This is a genomic window from Blautia sp. AM42-2 (assembly GCF_003480245.1).
Taxonomy (GTDB): domain Bacteria; phylum Bacillota; class Clostridia; order Lachnospirales; family Lachnospiraceae; genus Fusicatenibacter; species Fusicatenibacter saccharivorans.
In genome coordinates this window covers 162,876-182,051 of the sequence record NZ_QUIM01000005.1, presented here as the reverse complement: position 1 = coordinate 182,051, position 19,176 = coordinate 162,876, and the positions used below count along the sequence as shown (strand labels likewise).

The 19,176-nt window shown below is 49.4% G+C and carries 16 protein-coding genes and 1 tRNA gene; 5 read left to right on the top strand and 12 right to left on the bottom strand.

Annotated features, from left to right (window positions below; translation table 11 throughout):
* Nucleotides 1-12 precede the first annotated feature (12 nt).
* The 7 genes from DW915_RS08290 to DW915_RS08260 all read right to left on the bottom strand — a co-directional run bounded on the left by DW915_RS08290 (nucleotide 13) and on the right by DW915_RS08260 (nucleotide 6,618).
* Nucleotides 13-1,779 (bottom strand): V-type ATP synthase subunit A, encoded by a 1,767-nt coding sequence (locus DW915_RS08290; RefSeq protein ID WP_022461685.1) that lies wholly within the window; start codon nucleotides 1,777-1,779, stop codon nucleotides 13-15.
* Nucleotides 1,772-2,359, bottom strand: a complete 588-nt coding sequence (locus DW915_RS08285; protein WP_055220230.1) for a V-type ATP synthase subunit E — start codon at nucleotides 2,357-2,359, stop codon at nucleotides 1,772-1,774. The genes DW915_RS08290 and DW915_RS08285 overlap by 8 nt, the downstream gene beginning before the upstream one ends.
* Before the next feature lie 23 nt (nucleotides 2,360-2,382).
* Nucleotides 2,383-2,691, bottom strand: a complete 309-nt coding sequence (locus tag DW915_RS08280) for a V-type ATP synthase subunit F (RefSeq protein ID WP_055220228.1) — start codon at nucleotides 2,689-2,691, stop codon at nucleotides 2,383-2,385.
* 50 nt (nucleotides 2,692-2,741) lie between these two features.
* Complete coding sequence (locus DW915_RS08275) at nucleotides 2,742-3,176, bottom strand: ATP synthase subunit C (protein WP_022461688.1); 435 nt, start codon at nucleotides 3,174-3,176, stop codon at nucleotides 2,742-2,744.
* Between the two features lie 127 nt (nucleotides 3,177-3,303).
* Nucleotides 3,304-5,250: a V-type ATP synthase subunit I gene (locus DW915_RS08270; RefSeq protein WP_308054128.1), complete on the bottom strand. Its 1,947-nt coding sequence runs from the start codon at nucleotides 5,248-5,250 to the stop codon at nucleotides 3,304-3,306.
* 11 nt (nucleotides 5,251-5,261) lie between these two features.
* Complete coding sequence (locus tag DW915_RS08265) at nucleotides 5,262-6,302, bottom strand: V0D/AC39 family V-type ATPase subunit (protein WP_022461690.1); 1,041 nt, start codon at nucleotides 6,300-6,302, stop codon at nucleotides 5,262-5,264.
* A gap of 4 nt (nucleotides 6,303-6,306) precedes the next feature.
* Nucleotides 6,307-6,618, bottom strand: coding sequence for a hypothetical protein (locus DW915_RS08260; RefSeq protein ID WP_055220224.1), 312 nt, complete (start codon nucleotides 6,616-6,618; stop codon nucleotides 6,307-6,309).
* Between the two features lie 454 nt (nucleotides 6,619-7,072).
* Here DW915_RS08260 and trmB point away from each other — a divergent pair, with 454 nt between their 5' ends.
* The gene (gene trmB, locus DW915_RS08255; RefSeq protein WP_022461692.1) at nucleotides 7,073-7,723 is read left to right on the top strand and encodes a tRNA (guanosine(46)-N7)-methyltransferase TrmB; all 651 of its coding nucleotides are present in this window, start codon (nucleotides 7,073-7,075) and stop codon (nucleotides 7,721-7,723) included.
* Nucleotides 7,724-7,755: 32 nt separating this feature from the next.
* A complete protein-coding gene (locus DW915_RS08250; protein WP_118741923.1) occupies nucleotides 7,756-9,537 on the top strand; it encodes a L,D-transpeptidase family protein in 1,782 nt (593 codons plus the stop codon).
* Between the two features lie 194 nt (nucleotides 9,538-9,731).
* Here the strand turns inward: DW915_RS08250 and DW915_RS08245 are convergent.
* Nucleotides 9,732-9,804: transfer RNA gene (locus DW915_RS08245), tRNA-Lys, on the bottom strand.
* A gap of 210 nt (nucleotides 9,805-10,014) precedes the next feature.
* Nucleotides 10,015-10,164 (bottom strand): hypothetical protein, encoded by a 150-nt coding sequence (locus tag DW915_RS15735; RefSeq protein ID WP_156327623.1) that lies wholly within the window; start codon nucleotides 10,162-10,164, stop codon nucleotides 10,015-10,017.
* A gap of 177 nt (nucleotides 10,165-10,341) precedes the next feature.
* Here DW915_RS15735 and DW915_RS08240 point away from each other — a divergent pair, with 177 nt between their 5' ends.
* Nucleotides 10,342-11,709 carry an MATE family efflux transporter gene (locus DW915_RS08240; protein ID WP_118640757.1) on the top strand — a complete coding sequence of 456 codons (1,368 nt, stop codon included), beginning with the start codon at nucleotides 10,342-10,344 and terminating at the stop codon, nucleotides 11,707-11,709.
* Between the two features lie 125 nt (nucleotides 11,710-11,834).
* Here DW915_RS08240 and nrdD read toward each other — a convergent pair whose 3' ends face one another.
* On the bottom strand, nucleotides 11,835-13,970 hold the full coding sequence (gene nrdD, locus DW915_RS08235; RefSeq protein WP_022461695.1) for an anaerobic ribonucleoside-triphosphate reductase: 2,136 nt from the start codon (nucleotides 13,968-13,970) through the stop codon (nucleotides 11,835-11,837).
* A 171-nt stretch (nucleotides 13,971-14,141) separates the two neighbouring features.
* A complete protein-coding gene (gene dapF / locus DW915_RS08230) occupies nucleotides 14,142-14,990 on the bottom strand; it encodes a diaminopimelate epimerase (protein WP_055228538.1) in 849 nt (282 codons plus the stop codon).
* A 204-nt stretch (nucleotides 14,991-15,194) separates the two neighbouring features.
* Here dapF and DW915_RS08225 point away from each other — a divergent pair, with 204 nt between their 5' ends.
* Nucleotides 15,195-16,520: a hypothetical protein gene (locus DW915_RS08225; RefSeq protein ID WP_118741922.1), complete on the top strand. Its 1,326-nt coding sequence runs from the start codon at nucleotides 15,195-15,197 to the stop codon at nucleotides 16,518-16,520.
* 59 nt (nucleotides 16,521-16,579) lie between these two features.
* The gene (gene trxB, locus DW915_RS08220) at nucleotides 16,580-17,500 is read left to right on the top strand and encodes a thioredoxin-disulfide reductase (protein WP_022461698.1); all 921 of its coding nucleotides are present in this window, start codon (nucleotides 16,580-16,582) and stop codon (nucleotides 17,498-17,500) included.
* 572 nt (nucleotides 17,501-18,072) lie between these two features.
* On the opposite strand, the gene DW915_RS08215 is transcribed toward trxB, so the two are convergent.
* A complete protein-coding gene (locus DW915_RS08215; RefSeq protein ID WP_118741921.1) occupies nucleotides 18,073-19,170 on the bottom strand; it encodes an ABC transporter ATP-binding protein in 1,098 nt (365 codons plus the stop codon).
* Nucleotides 19,171-19,176 lie beyond the last annotated feature (6 nt).

The window sequence follows — 19,176 nt, the reverse complement described above, 5'->3', positions numbered from 1 at the left end:
TGAATTCCCTCCTTAACCATTCTTCTCGAGTACCTTATCGTAGAAGGTGTCGATATCTTTTTTGTATGTGTCAAACAGATCCAGACGGTCATTCGGTACATCGTATTTAATAGAAACGACGCGGTCGAAGATCTTGTCCTCTTTCAGTACGGACATTGGCATGCCCATCGTCACGAGCGCTTTGGATTTCTTGTACAGATAAAGAATAACTTCCATCATCTTGTACTGTTTTTCCAGAGATACGCAGGTGTCATCCGGATGGAATGCGTTCTGCTGCAGGAAGCCCAGTCGAATAACTCTGGCGATTTCCAGGGTCAGCTTCTGGTCATCCGGAAGAACATCGCTACCGATCAGTTTTACAATTTCCATCAGGGAGCTCTCGGAGTTCAGGATTCCCATTAACTGGTTCCGCATATCTACAAAGTTTTTGTTTACGTGATCTTTGTACCACGGCGACAGATCCTGCAGGTATTCACTGTAACTCGTCAGCCAGTGGATCGCCGGGAAATGACGGGCGTAAGCCAGAGATTTGTCCAGTCCCCAGAAGCAGCGGACGAAACGTTTGGTGTTCATGGTAACAGGCTCGGAGAAGTCACCACCCTGCGGAGATACAGCTCCGATGATGGATACGCTTCCCTCTGCGCCGCAAAGGGTCTGCATCATGCCGGCACGCTCATAGAAAGCGGACAGACGGGATGCCAGATATGCCGGGAAACCTTCCTCGGCAGGCATTTCCTCCAGACGGCCGGACAGCTCACGGAGTGCCTCTGCCCAACGGGATGTGGAGTCTGCCATGATTGCTACATCATAGCCCATATCGCGGTAATACTCAGCCAGTGTCAGTCCGGAATACAGAGATGCCTCACGGGCTGCAACAGGCATGTTGGATGTGTTGGCGATCAGGGTAGTACGGTCCATCAGCGGGTTGCCGCTCTTCGGGTCGATCAGTTCCTGGAACTCCTCCAGAACCTGTGTCATCTCGTTTCCACGCTCTCCACATCCGATATAGATGATGATATCGGCATCAGACCATTTTGCAATCTGGTGCTGGGTCATGGTTTTTCCGGTACCGAATCCGCCAGGGATGGCTGCTGTGCCGCCTTTTGCGATCGGGAACATCGTATCCAGGATACGCTGTCCTGTGATCAGCGGAACGGATGCCGGATATCTTTTCAGGGTTGGACGCGGTACACGGATCGGCCATTTCTGTGCCAGTGTGATCTCTTTTTCGGTGCCGTCTTCCAGTTTCAGTTTTACAATCGGGTCAAGGATGGTGTACTTTCCGTCTTTGGCAGCCCAGATAACCGTGCCGTTGACATCCGGCGGAACCATCGATTTGTGTACGATGGAACGGGTCTCCTGTGTCTCTGCAATGATTGCGCCGCCCATCAGCTCTTCGCCTTCTGAAACAGTTACATGGACATCCCACTTTTTCTCTGTATCCAGAGAATCTACGGTAAGACCACGGCTGATATATTTACCGGACTGCTTTGCAATCTCGGACAGCGGACGCTCAATACCGTCAAAAATGTTGTTCAGGATTCCAGGTCCCAGTGTAACAGAGAGGGCATCTCCGGATGCGGTAACTGTTTCGCCTGGTTTCAGTCCTGTGGTTTCCTCGAAAACCTGTACTGTAGTGGTATCCTTTGTCAGGGCAATAACCTCGCCGACCAGACGTTCTTTACCAACGTAAACCATCTCGGACATTTTAAATCCGGTGTTTCCTTTCAGATATACGACCGGACCGTTGATTCCATAGATAACTCCGGTTTTATTCATGCTCTACACCTCCGTGAAAGATGAAATTCTCCCGCTCTTCGTTCAGAAGGGTCTCGAAGGAATTATCGATCAGAATATTTTTCTCCGGAATGACCGCGCGCACGCCGCCAAGGAACGGCATGGCCGAAATGGTAAGGGTTACGGAGAGTTTCTGCTCCAGGGAAGCCTTATGAGCTTCGTCTGACGGATCCAGATATAAGGTCAGTTTGTCGTTTCCGGCAAATGTAACGGCTTCGCGGATTTTGCGCTCCAGATACTCCTCATAGGATGGATCCTTTTTATAAGCGGTAAGTTTTTCACGAACTTCTTTAAACAGTTTTTCTTTTAATTCCAGATTTTTACGGGACAGCTTCCGTCTGATATGAAGCTGATCCGCAGACAGTGTCTTGTTGACATCACGTTTTGCTTTCTCGGTCTCGGCAGCAACTTCTTCTTCTGCCTGACGTCTTGCGGTTGCTTTATGCTCCTCGAAGATCTTATCCAGAGCTTTCTGGTGATCGCCGATCACACGTTCTGCTTCACGGTTTGCACTGTCCAGGGAATGATTATAAAAATTCTGAAGTTTTTCCTCAGTAGTCAATGTGTGTCACCTCCAGGGCATTCTTACAGTTTTAATCCAATAGATTCATTTACAAAGGAAGTGATAAAGTCCGGCGCTCTTCCGGTACCGTGACGGTCCGGAATTTCAATGAGCAGCGGAAGCTTATGGTTGAGGCGGACATCCTCCAGAATGTCCGGGAATTCCTTCCCGAACTTTTCTGTAAGGAGAATAATTCCGATCTCTTTGTCTGCCAGTGTTTTCTGCAGTGTATCATAAAGCTCCTCGCGCTCATGAACGACAACGCCTTCCACTCCGGCCAGGCGCATGCCCGTCTGAGTGTCTACGTTATCACTGATCAAGAACATTTTCATTTATGATTCCTCCAACTTAAGGTGAAGATCAATACCTTCCGGTTTTGGAATCAAAGTTTACCAAGAATCATGAAGGAGATGATCAGACCATACAGAGCGATACCTTCGGCCATAGCTACGAAGATCATGGATTTACCAAAGATGCTGCCGTCTTCGCTGATTGCTCCAAGAGCTGCGCTTGCGGAAGATGCAACGGCGATACCGGAACCAATACCGGAAAGACCTGTAACAAGAGCTGCACCGATGTAACCAAGACCGGTTGCAAGACCAGCGCCTGCTTCTGTTGCAGCAGATGCAGTTGTTGCGCCTGCGAAGGAAACAACGGTTGCGATCAGCAGAAGGCCGAAGAAGCCGCTTACATTGGCTGCCAGAGATTTTTTGTAACGATTTTTGTTGTGCTCACCTTTGAAGTAATAAGTCATAGGAACAACGATGGTTAATACCATTGCGATTGCAGTAAGTACCTGTACAAATGCTGAGTTCATAATAGTTTTCCTCCTGAAGTTAATTCATTAAATTTACTCTTTGCTGCGATCCGGAGCCATTTTCACTTTTTCCCGATACAGCTTCCCGCCATATTCACTTCCATTTCGCATGGCTCTGAATCCTCTTTTATTTCTCGCCTTTTTTCAAAAACGGAACAAACGGTTTTCCGTCTCCTTCATAGAACCGGCTGAACATCTCGTAATATTCCAGACGCAGTACCTGGATCGCTACCAGCAATGCCTCAAGGCAGGCAACGAAGACGTTTCCGAGAACAATAACCGGCCAGCTGATGCTGCCGCCGCCTGTTGCTCCGCCGAGCATCAGGACAACCTCCATCATAGCCGCATGGCTGACTGCATATGCGCCGACACGGACAAAGGAAATTGTGTTGGAGAAGTAGCTCAAAAGCACATCGAAGAGTTCGAAGAATGCCTGTACAAAGAACATTCCCTTTCCGGTCTCCGGAAATGCATTGCCCTTCTTCTCTACCATACGCTCCAGTGGCTCTTTTAAGAAGATCGCAAGAAGCGGAATACCGAACATGACTACCATCACGCCGACAGCCGGAGCTTTATGGCCGCTGAACAGGAGAACGAGTGTAACGGCAAGGGCTCCGTAGAAAATGAAGCCTGCCAGGGAGTTCTGGCTGAACAGAAGCTCGCCGAGCTTATGGTTTCTTGCTGCATTGATCATATGCAGAACCATTCCTGTCAGAATCATGAACATACCAAATGCAACCGCTGCGACAAATACGGTGTTCATCGAACCGATGAACGGAAGCGTTGTCATCGCTTCCTTCGGATGCAGCCAGAGGGCCGGTATGACATTCTCAAATCCGAAGAAGCTGCCGAACAGGAATCCGAAGATCACAGAGAATACCGCGCAGGTACTCATGATCGCTGCCAGATCCATCTTCTTGTAGTGGTACAGCAGTGCGCCGCCAATCAGCAGACACAGTCCCTGTCCTACATCGGCAAACATGATTCCGAAAATAAATGCATAGGTAAGTCCTACGATAATCGTAGGGTCAATTTCATTGTAATTTGGCAGTCCGTACATCTTCACGTACATCTCAAACGGACGGAAGATTTTCGGATTTTTCAGCTTTGTCGGCGGCTGACGCAGAACGTTGTTTGCATCATCCTCGATGAAGCAGAAGAGATTTGTGTCGTTTTCGATGTCCTTCTGGAAGGAAGCGGCATCTTTTTCCGACATCCAGCCGCACAGAATATAGAAGGTTTCCTTCTTGGATTTTGTGCAGGCTGCCAGGCGACGGACATCAAAGTTGCCGGAGAGCTGCTCTAACTGCTCTTTTGCTGCAACCAGATCCTCTGCGGAATCCGAAAGGCATTTTGCCAGTTTCCGTGAGCACTCGCTGAGTGCATCGTCTGTCTTTTTGATTTCTGCCTGAAGTGCTGCGTAAGCATCCTCCGGCGTTCCGCTGTACTCGTCCGGAACGTAGATTCTTTCGAAGTGCAGGGATGAGAATACGGCGTCCACTTTCGTGACCTGATCTCTCGGGCAGAAGTAAATGCCCCATACATACTGCTCATCGGAATGGCAGCGGTAGAATACCGTATCGCTGTTCTCATAGCAGTAGCTCTCAAACTTGTTGTAATACTCTTTTGTGATCTTTCCGAATCTGAATTTGATAAAGTGGAAATCCAGAATGGAGGAAAGATTGCAGTGCAGATCCTGGAACGGCTCGATTTTCTGTGCTTTTTCCATCAAGTCTTTCTTTTTTGCTTCCAGTTCTGTACGCTCCTGGTTCAACTGGCCAAGGGTGTGATCCAATCCGTGGACGCAGTTGATGGCATCTTCCAGGGAAAGTCTTTTCGTGGTGGTACGCTTGTCTTCCGGCAGAAGTGCTGTAAAATCTTCCGCCTGTTTTAAGGTCTCTTTGTATGGGTTGATCTGGATATACGGTGTGATATTCTGCATCGTAGACAGCTCCGTCAGAGCGTTTTCCAGATGTATCTCATATTTTGAGAGATAAGTGTTGACCACACGGTCAATGTCGGCTTTCGGCCCGGTGATGCTCAAAAATTTCATCTTGACAATCAATGAGTACACCTCCCCGTGTATTAAGTTTTTGCGATATGCTGCATTGCCTCGTCAGCGCTGATACGGTAACGTACGCACTCGAGTGCAATAATAAGCCGGTTTACCTCGTGCTCTTTGTGATAGAGGTATGAGTATATGGTGGCAACGGAATAAGGATCCTGTCTGGATTCACTGGAAAGTATGTGCTTCATAATGGCTGCATACATGGATTCCAGCGTATCGACTTTGAAGGAATCATACCGTTTCGCATAATAGGTTTGTTCCAGCAGCTGGGAAAATGCACTCATATTCTCGGCTTCTACCAGTGCCTTTACCACATCCTTTTTCAGCCGGTGATGAACCGGAATCAGCAGGGCGTAGATTTGTGCGCTGGTCATGTGATAATAGCGTTTGGAACGGTAGATCCACTGAAGGTTCAGCATGTCAAACTTGCTTCCCCATGCAGCGGTCAGCTCTTCCAGATCCCGCTTTGTCACTACTTTTGATCTGTCCTTCCACATCTGTGCAAAGTAATACAGATCCAGGGTCATCTCATAGTCGAACAGGGTCGGACGCTCGATATCCGCGAGCTGCGACAACGGGGCATAATATTCTGTCCCTTTCAGGTTCGCAATCAGTTCTTCGATCGTCCTGGAGGACGCCAGAAGATTGATGTCCAGCTGGGAATGCTTGTTAAAGAACTCGTCGAATATGGACAGGTTCAATACCACATCACGGTGATCAAATACCGTGTTCAGGCATTCTTTGATAACGGACACTTCGTATCGTTTGAAGTAGAGCGCAAGGAACTTTCTCTGCTCTACATTTGCAAAACGGTACAGCTTGGAAAAATCCCGGTATACCGTCAGGCGCAGCATTTTCTCGATCTGACCTCGGTGAAGGTCAGCTTCGTTGTAGCCCTCAAACAGATCCTCATAGCCTTTATGCTGCTTGAGGTAAGAAACTGCCTGCGGTACACTCTCCAGTTCCACGATTTCCCGAAAATTCTGGTCGTTTAAAAGATGGCTCTGCATGGCTCTTATCTTTGTGGTAAGGCCGCTGTAGGATAATAGACCGCTCATCGTTTCACTTCCTTATAATGTTTTCGTAAATCTGCGTGGACAGTGCTCCGTGATTCTGCTCGTAATAAGCGTCCAGTGAAGATAGAAGTTCGGCGGCAGAGTCCCGCTGCTTTTTCTGATCCGCATCTGTAGTAGAATGAAGTTTTGTTGTGATCTCTTCAATCCGCTTTGCCGTTTCCGCTTCCAGATCTGCATCGAATTTTGCAATCCGCTCTTCCTGCTGCTCGTCCTGGAGCTTCTTCTGATTCTCGGCAGCCTGCATAATCTTAGTAGCAGCCGTTTCGATCTCTGCAAGTTTGTTAATTACAGATTCCATAGCATCGCTTTCCCTCCTTATGATATTTGCATAACAATCAAACCTGGTCCACTGACCAATTTTGATATACAGGGCAAAAAGTACAGGAGAAACTCCTGCATCTTTGCTGTTAGTATTCTACACCTTTTTTTCCAAAGTTGACATATTGAAATCGTAAAAAAAAGTGGGATTTCGATCGACTTTTTGATTAAAAATAGACAATGGGTCATATTTTTTCTTCCAATATCAATAGCCAAAAGATGGCCCCTCATATGATTTCGATATGGATCCAATCCGATTGTCATATTGCTGATAAGAAATGCTATGTGCAGGTTGATATTGTATACAGTATTTTGAAAACTTCGAAAATTTGAAAACGGGATTTTTCTGTTTTGCTTTTTCGGGAGCTATGATATACTAGATATGATTGGCTTTTATTCTAATATTTATCACTTAAGAAAGGAATTTTACGCATATGCGCCTTAGAAATATCAGAGGATCAAAAGATGTGATTGCTTCCTGTCCGTTCGTTGTGCAGGAACCGGAGAGCTGCCGGGGACGGTGGGCTGAGGTTTTTGGAAATGAAAATCCGATTCATATTGAGGTTGGAATGGGAAAAGGACGCTTCCTGATGGATATGGCGGTTCTGCATCCGGAGATCAACTACATTGGTATTGAGATGTACGACAGCGTACTGCTCCGCGCGGTACAGAAACGTGAAAAATTAGAAACAGAACTTAAAAACCTGTTTTTCATCCGCATGGACGCGCGCCAGCTTCCGGAAGTATTCGCAGAAGGCGAAGTTGACCGCATTTACCTCAACTTCTCCGATCCGTGGCCGAAGGACCGCCATGCGAAGCGGAGACTGACGTCGCATGAGTTTCTTGCACGGTACGAGAAGATTTTAAAGAAGGACGGAACACTGGAATTCAAAACCGATAATAAAGATCTGTTTGACTTCTCTCTTGAAGAGATGAAAAATGCAGAGGGATGGGAACTCACTGCATTCACATACGATCTGCACCACGATGTGGTTCTCTCAGAAGGAAATGTAATGACGGAATATGAGGAGAAGTTTTCCTCAATCGGAAACCCGATCTGTAAGATGGAGGCACGGTTTCTGTAAAAAACATTTCTGCATGTAAGGGGGATTTGAAAATGAAAAGAAAAGTTCTGGCGGCACTTTTATGCGGTGTCCTGCTTGGCGCGGCACCGGTTTATGCGGCGGAAAATCAGAGTGGTGAGACTGTTTCTGTTTCGGAAGATGTTTCATCCGACGTTTCACCGGAAAAAGGTTCCGAAAATGAAACTCCTGTCGTTGCTCTTACTTCCGGTTTTCAATGGATTACAGGTTCAGACGGCCAGGCAAAGCTGTACTACGTAACCGCCGGCGGCAGTATTTCCCGCGGAAACCATACAGCCTACACCCGCGCGGAGGACACCGTTTCCTGGCTCGTTGTGGATGGAAAATGGTATCTTGTCGATGTCAGCGACGGCCATCTCCTTTCCGGCTGGCAGACGGTAGACCGCAATCTCTACTATTTTAATCCGGATACCTACGCCATGGAGACCGGAAATCAGACGCGCGGCGGCTGGGCCATGATCGACGGCCAGTGGTATTCGTTCCGCAGCTGGGGCGGTGCACGGAAGGGCTGGTATTTCTACGACAACTGCTGGTACTATCTCTACGCGGACGGCCATATGGAAAATATCTCCGCCACCGTAAACGGCAAAACGTATTTCTTCCGCAGCTGGGGCGGCATGTATGCCAATGCGGTTGTTTCGTCCGGCGATGCGCGTTATTACGTTCAGGCAGACGGTTCGGTCTGTACGAAAACCGGCTGGATCAAGGATAAGAACAAATGGTACTGGATCAAGGACGGCAGCGGGCGGCTGGCGCAGAACGAGTGGATTACATACGATAACAACCGCTATTACCTGAAAGCCGACGGCACCATGGCCTCCAGTGAATGGATCGATGATACCTGGTACTTTAAAAGCTGGGGCGGCATGTACAAAGGCGGCTGGCTCAAGGTGGACGGGGTCTGGTACTATCTCAATGAGGACGGCACAAAGCATGCAGATGGATGGCTCTATTATCTCAATAACTGGTATTATCTGAAAGACGGCGGACGCATGGCCGCGAACGAATGGATCAAGCATGACAACAACTGGTATTATTTCAAGAGCTGGGGCGGTATGTACCACGATGAATGGCTGGTAAAAGGAGGATCCTCCTACTATTTCCGCAGCTGGGGCGGTATGTATTCCAGTACTACCGTGACCATCGGCGGCAGACAGTACACGTTTGATGAGAACGGACATAAAATTTCTGTCCAGTCTGAGTGGACGAAACTTGCTTCTGGATTGAAAGCTGCAAAAACACATAATCAGCTGATTTTTGTCAGTGCCGACGGCACCAGTGCGACAGTGGCCATGGTAACGAAAGATGCGGACGGCACCTGGAACGAGGATCTTTGTACAAGCGGCTATGTCGGCTCCGGCGGCGTGGGCGAAACCACAGAGTGGAACCGCAAAACACCGCGCGGACAGTTCAGCTTTACGTATGCCTTCGGCATTCTCCCGAATCCCGGAACGGAACTTTCCTATACCCAGGTGGATGATACGTATTACTGGGTCGATGATGTAAATTCCAGATACTACAATCAGTTCGTCACGACGAAGACAACGCTGAAAGCCTGGAATTCTGCGGAGCACATCATTGAGATCGAACCAGCCTATCATTACGTTCTGTCTCTCGACTACAACCCAAGCTGCACCCCGGGTGTCGGTTCCGCCATTTTCCTGCACTGCAGTGCAAACCGTCCGACCGGCGGATGCATTTCTGTCCCGGAAGACCAGATGATCACGATTCTGAAAAATGTTCAGCCGGGCTGCCAGATCATTATTGATTCGGAGAACGGGCTGAAGAACTACTAAATTTTTTGCTCTGAAAGACAAAACCGGCAGCGGAAAGATCCATGTCAGAAAGGATCCCTCTGCTGCCGGTTTTTCTCATTTGGAGATGCTATGATGATAGGAAAAGTTGATACGTAGATTTTCGGTATTCCGCCCGTAAAACAAGAAAAACACCGTCCCCGCAGCTCTCAGGTCTGCAAAAACAGTGCTTTTGATGCGCCTTCAGGGACTCGAACCCTGGACAAATAGATTAAGAGTCTACTGCTCTACCAACTGAGCTAAAGGCGCTTACTTTTGTTTTTCTGTGTTTCATCGGATGATCCACTCGCTGAACACAAATAAGATTATAAAGGATTCTGCCGAAAAAAGCAACCTTTTTTTCACTGTTTCTTTACTTTTGTTAAAAACAGCGAAAACAGGTCTTATAATTCTATTAAATTTCACAATTTTTTCGTATATTTCCGTTTGTTTCGATGACGGCTCCAATGGCAGCCGAACCTACTTCCGTTTCTTATCTTTCTTTTTCAAAAGCTTCTCCAGCTCCTGCATGGATTTCTGGATTTTATAAAGACAGCCGCTGCCGGCATATTTATTCTGATAGCAGAAATCCTGGAGTTTCTGCTGAAGGAAACCTGATTTTCTGATCAAACTTCTTCTCCGCTTTCCGGCGTACCGGACACGGGCACCGGAAAAGTTCTTTTTCTTCTATATTATACAGGGAATGTCAACATTGACCAGAAAATAGCTTGTTTTAGCCATTGTTTTCCCATTTTCTTTCCGCTATAATACAGCAAAAACTACTATTTATACTTTGGGGGAATTTTTATGAAAACACGAATGAATTTTAAGGATGAATTTTACCAGAAACTAAAACTCCTCGTCCTTCCGATTGCGATCCAGAATTTTATGCTGGCTCTCGTCAGCGCAACGGATGCGATCATGCTGGGCTGGATTGATCAGACTTCGTTGTCTGCTGTTTCACTGGCCGGACAGGTGCAGTTTGTTTTGAGCCTTTTTATCTCAGGCATCGCGGCGGGCGCCGGTATTATGGCAGCGCAGTACTGGGGGAAACAGGATGCCGCTTCGATCGAAAAAGTGATTCCGATCGCACTTCGCACCAACCTGCTGTTCTCCGGCCTGTTTACCATCCTTGCCGGTTTCTGTCCCGAAATGCTGATGCGCATCTTTACAAATGATGCGGCCCTGGTTGCAAGCGGAAGCCAGTATTTACGCGCTGTTGCACTCTCCTACGTACTCTGCGGTATTTCGCAGGTCTATCTGATCCTACTGAAAAACACCGGTCATGCAGCAGTCAGCTCCCGCATCAGTTCCACTGCGGTTGTACTGAACATCATTTTAAATGCCATCCTCATCTACGGTCTTTGCGGTGCTCCGGCACTTGGGATCCGCGGAGCAGCTTATGCAACGGTAGCTGCCCGCGTTGTGGAACTGATCTGGGCTTATCTCGAGACAAAGAAACCGGAGCGTGTACGGATTCTCTGGAACCGCCTCTTCTCTTCCGCAGGGAAAATACTTTCAGAAGACTTCTGGCGCTACACGCTTCCCGTGCTTGCGGCCTCCCTCGTCTGGGGAATTGCCTACGTTCTGTACTCCGTTATCATGGGACATATGGGAAGCGATGCCGTTGCGGCAAACTCCATCACCTCGATTGCCAAGAGCCTTCTCTCCTGCCTGATCCGCGGTGTGAGCGGTGGTGCCGGGGTTCTGATCGGAAATCTGCTCGGCGCGAACGAGCTGGAAAAAGCCCGCGAGTATGGAGGACGTTTAAGCCATCTCTCCATTGCCATCGGCATTGTGACCGGCGGCCTGCTGATGCTCATTTCTCCAGCCATCGTTCATTTTGCCCCACTTTCCGATACCGCAGCCGAGTACCTGCAGTACATGCTTCTCTTCTGCGGTCTGAACCTGATGGCACAATCGGTCAACACCACCGTTCTCGACGGTATCTTTTGTGCCGGAGGCGATGCGAAATTTGATATGCAGGGAAACATCGGCGCTATGTGGTGCTTTTCTGTACCGCTTGGCTTTCTTGCCGCATTCTGGCTGAAGCTTCCGGTTATGGTGGTTTACTGCATTGTAAATCTCGATGAAATTGTAAAGCTTCCTGCCGTTTATCACCATTATAAAAAGTACATCTGGGTTCGCAATATTACCCGCGATGTCGAAGATTAATTCTCACATCATCTGCAGTCCCTGCCGCCGGCAGCTTCCACCGGATGCAATACCCAAAAAGCCTCTGAGGAAAGTCACATTCACACCGGACTTTTCTCAGAGGCTTTTGATTATTTCATGGATGATTACATGGATTTTCTTTCTGCAATTTCTGCCATCTTTGCTTCATTCAGACGTGTGTCGCCATGGACACGGCTGTAGGAAAGATAGCCGTTCATACGGTCGATCTTTGTCAGGTTCTTGGAACCGCAGACCGGGCAGACATCCATGTCGAGTTCCTGGTGGCCGCAGTCATCGCAGTAAGCCAGGGACAGGTTGACGCCCTCGTAGTAGCCGAGCTCCATTGCACGCTCGATCAGGGTCTTGATCGCACCTTTGTTGTAGCCAACCGGGTAGCGCACGTACTGGATTTTTCCGCCGTTGCAGAGCTCCCAGAAACGTCCCTCGAGATCCTGTTTCTGGATCGGGGTGATGTCCTCGGTTACGTGGCAGTGGAAACTGTTGCTCACATACGGGCGGTCCGAAACGTTGCGGACGATGCCGTACTGTTTGCGGAACTGCTCTATCTGCAGGCCGCACAGGGATTCTGCCGGTGTGCCGTAGATCGCATAGAGGATGCCGTCCTCTTTCTTAAACTCGGCAACCTTGTCGTTGATATATTTCAGCGTGTCGAGTGCAAACTGTCCGTCCTCAACAAGAGATTTTCCGTTGTACAGCTCCTGCAGCTCGTTCAGCGCCGTGATACCGAACGATGCGGTCATCGGCTTTAACAGCGGGCGGATCTTGTCGGACGGTTTTAAGTGGCCGCCGTAGAAACCTCCCTCGCAGTAAGCCAGCGGGTTCGTGGATGCACGCATCTCGCCGAGGTAATCGTAGGTCCGTTTGTGCAGATCGCGGATCATCTCGAGGTAGAAGTCAAGCACTTCGTGGAAATCGCGGTTCTCGGAACGGGATTTTGCCAGGATCATCGGAAGATGAAGGGAAACGGCTCCGATGTTGAAACGTCCGACAAAGACCGGTTTGTCGTTCTCATCTGCCGGCTCCATGCCTCCGCGCTCGTACCACGGGCTAAGGAAAGCACGGCATCCCATCGGGCTGATGACTCTCTTGTATTTCTTGTACATCTCGGCGATGTAGCCCTCGCCGCTCATCGACAGCCAGTCCGGATACATCGTCTTGGAAGAACAGTCAAGTCCTGCCTCGAAGACATCTTCTGCGATGCCGCCCTCTCCGTGAATTGCCTTATCATATAAGAAGACGATTTTCGGGAAGAGCACCGGCTTTTTGTGGCCTTTCTTGCCCTGTCCGTTTTTGTGGACCTCGAGAAGGGAGATGGAAATCATCTTCTCGAACATGCTCGTTCCAAGGCCGAGGGTCACGGTAACGAACGGATAATCACCGCGGGAAGAGCCGACCGTGTTCAGTTTATACTCAATTCCCTGCCATCCCTGATCGCACTCTCTTCTTACTTTGTCGATCGCATACTCGATAGCTTTCTCCTGTGCCCCCTCCCAGGATGCGTCGGTATATTTCAGGAACTCTTTTACGTAGTAATCGTAGCTCTTCTGTGCGTACGGAGCAAGGATCTTGTCCACCTCCGGCACGGTAAAGCCGCCGTACTGCTGTGCAGCGGTGCTGAGGACGATATCGCCCATGACATCAAATGCGGTGTCGAGTGTCTTCGGCTCGTTGTACCAGACATTTCCCATCTCGAAGCCGCCTTTTAAAACGTTTCCGACATCGAACAGACAGCAGTTCATGGTATCGAGACGTGCGGACTGGTCGTGGATGTAGATGTAGCCGTCCTTACAGGCCTGCAGCTCGTTGCGGTTCATGAAGAACTTGCGGTACAGCTCTTTGTTCAGCTCGTTGAAAATCAGGCTTCGCTTCGTTGCAACGAGGGCGCTGTCGGTGTTGGCATTGCTCTTGTCGCCGATGTAGCGGATGGACTGGCTCTTCGTGTAGACCTCGTCCATCATATGGATAAAATCAGTTTTGTAATTGCGGTAATCGCGGTAGCTTTTTGCCACAGCCGGGTTTACTTTTTCGAGTGCTCCCTCCACGATATTGTGCATATCGCTGATCGGAATTTCGGTCTTTCCAAGAGAATATACGTGCTCGGTTGCGAACTTACAGATAAAGTCAATCTCCTGCTGTGAGAAGGTATACAGGATTCTCTGTGCGGATTTATTTACGGCACGGACGATCTTCTGCGCGTCGAATTCTTCTTTGGTTCCGTCCTTTTTGATAATATAAACCATTGTGGTGTCCTCCAAATCAAACACTATATCTTGTGTGTCCCCCACCCTTTTCTTGTAGCGGGTACCACATATTGTAGCATGTTTCTTTTGAAAAGAAAAGGCATTTCCTGTAAGTTTTTATTTTCAGAATATTGCATACTGCTCTTTCGTGCAGACAGAAATCTGCATTTTTCAAATTCGTTCTGCAAGCGTTCCTTCAAAAACGGTCTCGGCCGGGCCGGTCAGAAGGACCTTATTTTTCGTCCGGTCCCATGTAACGAAAAGCCTGCCGCCGCGCAGTTCTACGGCAGTTTCTCCCTCCGAAACACAGCCGGAAAGCATCGCCGCGACGGCTGCCGCACACGCTCCCGTTCCGCAGGACAGCGTTTCACCGCTCCCACGTTCCCAGACTCTCATTTTTATTGTGTGTTGATCTAAAATCTGGATAAACTCTGTATTGATACGGTCCGGGAAGCAGGAAAGGTGTTCAAAAGCGGAACCGGTCTTTGCAATGGATATTTTTTCCACATCTTCCACCGGAATCACCGCATGCGGATTTCCCATCGAAAGGCAGGTCATCGTATAATTTTCCCCGCACACGGTAATTTTATGCTCCAGCACATATTCCCCCAGAGAAACAACGGGGATCTGTGCGGCGCGGAATTCCGGCGTTCCCATCTCCACTGTCACCTGACAGATCTCATTCGGATTCTCCCCCGTCTGCAGATGAATCACACGGTTTCCGCTGCCGGTTTCGATAGTCAGCGTCGTTTTTCTCGTCAGCCCATGCTCGTACACGTATTTTCCCACACAGCGGATGCCGTTGCCGCACATCGCGCCCTTCGAGCCGTCGGCGTTGTACATTTCCATCGAAAAATCTGCTGTTTTGGATGCCCCGATCAGAATCAGCCCGTCCGCGCCGATGCCGAAATGGCGGTCACTTACCGCTTTTGCCAGCCGTCCCGGACTCTCCACCCGCTCCTCCATAGCATTTACATAGATATAATCATTTCCGCAGCCCTGCATTTTTGTAAAACGCATACACAGCCTCCTCCCAGACTTCTGCCCTTTCCAGTTCCTTACTAAATATGTATTCCGTACCGCGCTTTTGAAAAACCATTTTTCTCAAATCCGCTTCAGACATTGGAAAACGAAGCGGAATGTGATAGAATAGGGGGAACTGATATCGTTACTTACATGAAGTAACTTTCAAATATTTTAACCATTTATTATGAGGAGGTTTTGATGAAAAAATACCGTTGGGTTTTAACAGCAGTATTTGCCGCTTTCCTCGTGGGAACGAGCGGCTGCGGAAAGAAAACAGAAACGATTCCGATCACAACCATCAGTCAGAGTACCGACGATGACGACCCCGAAGACAATCTGGCGGCCTCCGGCGATTCCGATGAGATTCCGGAATACGATGTGGATCTCTCGAAGAACCTGAACAGTTTTCAGCTTGCCATCTGGGGCGATACATACGAAATTCCGGAATCCTACGCGGATTTTACAGCGCTTGGCTGGGTCTACAGCGGCGACGACGCAAAGGAAATCCAGCCGGAATCCTTCTCAGAGGGCGAAATCTTTGAAAAGGACGGAAACCAGATTACCGTCGATATTGCCAATCCGGACACCACGGCAAAGCCAGTGGCGGAATGCCTGATCGGAGGCATTCACATCGATACCTCGACCGCTGAGGGCCAGAATATCTATGTCGGCCTGCCGAACGGCGTCACCCTGCAGCAGTCGCTGATGGAGGATGTGGAAAGCATCTACGGTGTGCCAAAGGACCGTTATGAGGCCGATACCTCTGTGCAGTTCACGTATGAGTACGGGCTGTACCAGACGATCACGCTCGGCTTCGATAACGAAACGGGAATTCTGTATTCCCTCGATATGCAGAACTTTACGACCACGGCTGATGCAGAAGCGCTCGATGGTGTCAGCGATGCCACAACACCGGAAGTGGAGGCCTACCAGGCACCGGAAGCCGACAGCAGTGAAATCAACGACTGGACCGTCCGCTTTGACGATGTACTCTATCATCTTCCCGTTCCGGTCAGTGAACTTCTGGACCACGACTGGACCGTCAATACGAAAGAGTCCGATACGGCCGTTTTAAACGGAAAATACGGCTACGTCACGCTGGAAAAGGGCGGTCAGAAGCTTTACTGCACCGTACATAATTACGGCGCGGAGGCGACGACAGTGCGCAACTGTTTTGTTACTTCGCTGTACGGCGATCTCGATACGACAAAGATTCCGATTTCAATCACAAACGGCATCACGCTCGGCACCTCCGAGAGCGATTTTCTGGCGAAGGCAGGGGATGCCAAATCAGAAAAAACGGAAAAAGAGGATAGTAACCTGACACTCTACACATTCTATAGTGATGACGAAAAGCTGGACTACACTGAAGTCGGCATCGACAACGATCTGAAGCTGGTACGCAGCATCAAGGTGGTTCACAACCAGCCGGAAGCGCCGGAAGAAGAAGCTGAAAAAACTTCCGCGGAAGATTCATCTTCCGTTTCCGACAGTCAGGAACCGTCCGAAACACCGGCTCCGTAACGATACTTTCAGAAAAATGGCTGCATGGCAGCTTACTACAGACGAAAACGAGGATTTTTATGGAAAACTTATACGACGTTATCATCATCGGCTCCGGCCCGGCGGGTCTTTCTGCCGCGATTTATGCGAAACGCGCAAAGCTCTCCTCTCTTACGATTGAGGCAAACTTTGCAAGCGGCGGCCAGGTGCTGAATACCTATGAAGTAGACAACTATCCCGGCCTTCCGGGCATCAGCGGCATGGATCTCGGAAGCACGCTGCGCGCACACGCTGAAAAAATGGGCGCGGAATTTTCCCGCGAGCGTGTGAAGGAGCTTGTTCTTGACGAAGAGATCAAGATTGTCCGCACGAGAAAAAATGAGTATCATGCCAAAACGGTCATTCTTGCAACCGGTGCGGAGCACCGCGCGTTAAATGTACCTGGTGAAAAGGAGCTCTCCGGCATGGGCGTCTCTTACTGTGCAACGTGTGACGGCGCATTTTTCAAAGACAAAACCGTTGCCGTTATCGGCGGCGGCGATGTCGCCGTGGAGGATGCGATTTTCCTTGCCAGAACGTGCAAAAAGGTTTACGTGATCCACCGCCGCGATGAACTGCGGGCAGCCGGTGTTCTCCAGGATGCACTGCTGGCACTGCCGAATGTGGAAATGGTGTGGGATACGGTTGTGGATTCCATCGAGGGAAACGAGATGGTGTCCGGCGTGAAGGTAACGAACAAAAAGGCAGGAGAAGCCGGTGTGATCACGGTAGACGGCGTGTTTATTGCCGTCGGCATCGTTCCGGTCTCCGCACTGATCGCAGGCACCGTAGAAACCGATGAGGCTGGCTACATCAAAGCCGGCGAGGACGGTGTGACGAGCGTGCCGGGCGTGTTCGCCGCAGGCGATGTCCGCACGAAGCAGCTCCGTCAGATCATCACGGCAGCCGCCGACGGCGCGAACTGTGTGACTTCGGTAGAGAAATATCTGATCAGCCACTGATGGCTTCTTCCGAATAGAATACAGCAAAAGCAGGCATTCTTCGTATTGTACGGAGAACTGCCTGCTTTTTTTGTTTTCCCGTATTTTCTGAAATCTGAAAAACCTTTCATGTCAGTCGTGCAAAACTTTAAAACCTCTTTTTGTCGAAATTGCACAAAGAAACCGGGTTTTTTCCACACGGGCCAATTTTATAAACATCTCGTCCACAAGTTATCCACATAGTTAACCACCGAAAGCATGCCTAAAAACAAGTTATACACCGAGTTATCCACATTATCCACGAAAAACGGTGTGGAAAGCATGTGTTTAAATCTTGCAAAATCAGAACGCGTGTTTTGGTCATAACAGAGAAAACCGTTATTTCGCCAAAAGATTTTACAAAGCACTTGACTTTTTAAGTGTCAATCTCTGTTGGTTTTTGACTTGAATTGTATGAATTTTTCGTACAATTTAATATTACATTTTTCGTGTTCTTTTGCTGTTTTTACAATGGCTGCAAAAAGAAAATCTCCTGTTCGGAAAACAATTGTTTCGTTCCCAGACAGGAGATTTTGATTGGATTTTTCTTTGTTTTACTCTGCCAGCTTTCCAAGCCGCTTTGCTTCTGCCCTCAGCTCTTCGACCCGGCGGTTGCACATGCCCACCGGGACGCCGGTGTCGATGACACGTTCACAGCTCTTCATCAGCTCGCAGGCGCGGGCAAATGCCTCGTCGCTGATCTCCTGGAACGGTGCTTCGGTTACCGTCTCCATCGCCAGAATGCGGGCGAGCTGGTAATCGATATCGTTCGTATACAGGACGCCTGCCGCAAACGGGACATTTTCCTTCTGCAGTTTCCGGAACACCGGGATTCCCGTTCCGCCGCCTGCGAGGACAAAGACGCGCGGTGTTCCCTCCGGCCGTGGCAGCTCGATGCTTCCGAAGCACGGGTCAAACGAACCATTGTCAATCTCGTACAGTTCGCGGATGATATCCTCGCGGAAAATTGTCTCCGGTGCGCCGAAATGGGAAATAGCATCGCCCTTGACGCAGATGATCTTATCTGAAATTTTCTGTGCCAGATCGATCTCATGCAGCGACATGATGACGGTGATGCCCTTCTCCTTTGCCATGCGGCGCAGAATCGCGAGCAGTTCCAGCTTGTGGCGGATATCGAGGAAAGAAGTCGGCTCGTCGAGGATGATGACCTCCGGCTCCTGACAGATCGCACGCGCAAGAAGCACTCTCTGGCGCTGGCCGTCGCTGATAGCGTTGAAATCGCGGCCGCCGAGCTCTTCGGCATGAACAGCGCGCATCGCCTTCTCGACCTTCTCCTCATCCTCGCGGGTCAGCATGCCGAGCCGTCCGGTGTACGGATAGCGGCCCGTTGCCACGATATCGTGGCAGGTCATCAACTCCGGCTTCATGCGCTCCGTCAGCACAACGGCCATCTTCGTGGACAACTCGCGGAACGAAAGCTCATGCAGGTTTTTCCCGTCAAACTCCACATTTCCGCCGACCAGCTTTAACTGGCGGGTGATGCTTTTCAGAATCGTTGATTTACCGGAACCGTTCGGTCCGATCAGCGTAACGATCTCGCCTTTTTCGATGCCAATGCAGATATCTTTGATCAGCGGCTTCTTATCATAGCCGACCGTCAGGTGGTCCAGATGAAAATAATATTCATTCATATTCTC

What these genes read in the sequence shown, in the direction of transcription:
- DW915_RS08290 (WP_022461685.1), bottom strand. Translation starts at nt 1,779, where the DNA reads ATGAATAAAACCGGAGTTATCTATGGAATCAACGGTCCGGTCGTATAT.
- DW915_RS08280 (WP_055220228.1), bottom strand. Translation starts at nt 2,691, where the DNA reads ATGAAAATGTTCTTGATCAGTGATAACGTAGACACTCAGACGGGCATG.
- DW915_RS08275 (WP_022461688.1), bottom strand. Translation starts at nt 3,176, where the DNA reads ATGAACTCAGCATTTGTACAGGTACTTACTGCAATCGCAATGGTATTA.
- DW915_RS08265 (WP_022461690.1), bottom strand. Translation starts at nt 6,302, where the DNA reads ATGAGCGGTCTATTATCCTACAGCGGCCTTACCACAAAGATAAGAGCC.
- DW915_RS08260 (WP_055220224.1), bottom strand. Translation starts at nt 6,618, where the DNA reads ATGGAATCTGTAATTAACAAACTTGCAGAGATCGAAACGGCTGCTACT.
- trmB (WP_022461692.1), top strand. Translation starts at nt 7,073, where the DNA reads ATGCGCCTTAGAAATATCAGAGGATCAAAAGATGTGATTGCTTCCTGT.
- DW915_RS08250 (WP_118741923.1), top strand. Translation starts at nt 7,756, where the DNA reads ATGAAAAGAAAAGTTCTGGCGGCACTTTTATGCGGTGTCCTGCTTGGC.
- DW915_RS08240 (WP_118640757.1), top strand. Translation starts at nt 10,342, where the DNA reads ATGAAAACACGAATGAATTTTAAGGATGAATTTTACCAGAAACTAAAA.
- nrdD (WP_022461695.1), bottom strand. Translation starts at nt 13,970, where the DNA reads ATGGTTTATATTATCAAAAAGGACGGAACCAAAGAAGAATTCGACGCG.
- dapF (WP_055228538.1), bottom strand. Translation starts at nt 14,990, where the DNA reads ATGCGTTTTACAAAAATGCAGGGCTGCGGAAATGATTATATCTATGTA.
- DW915_RS08225 (WP_118741922.1), top strand. Translation starts at nt 15,195, where the DNA reads ATGAAAAAATACCGTTGGGTTTTAACAGCAGTATTTGCCGCTTTCCTC.
- trxB (WP_022461698.1), top strand. Translation starts at nt 16,580, where the DNA reads ATGGAAAACTTATACGACGTTATCATCATCGGCTCCGGCCCGGCGGGT.
- DW915_RS08215 (WP_118741921.1), bottom strand. Translation starts at nt 19,170, where the DNA reads ATGAATGAATATTATTTTCATCTGGACCACCTGACGGTCGGCTATGAT.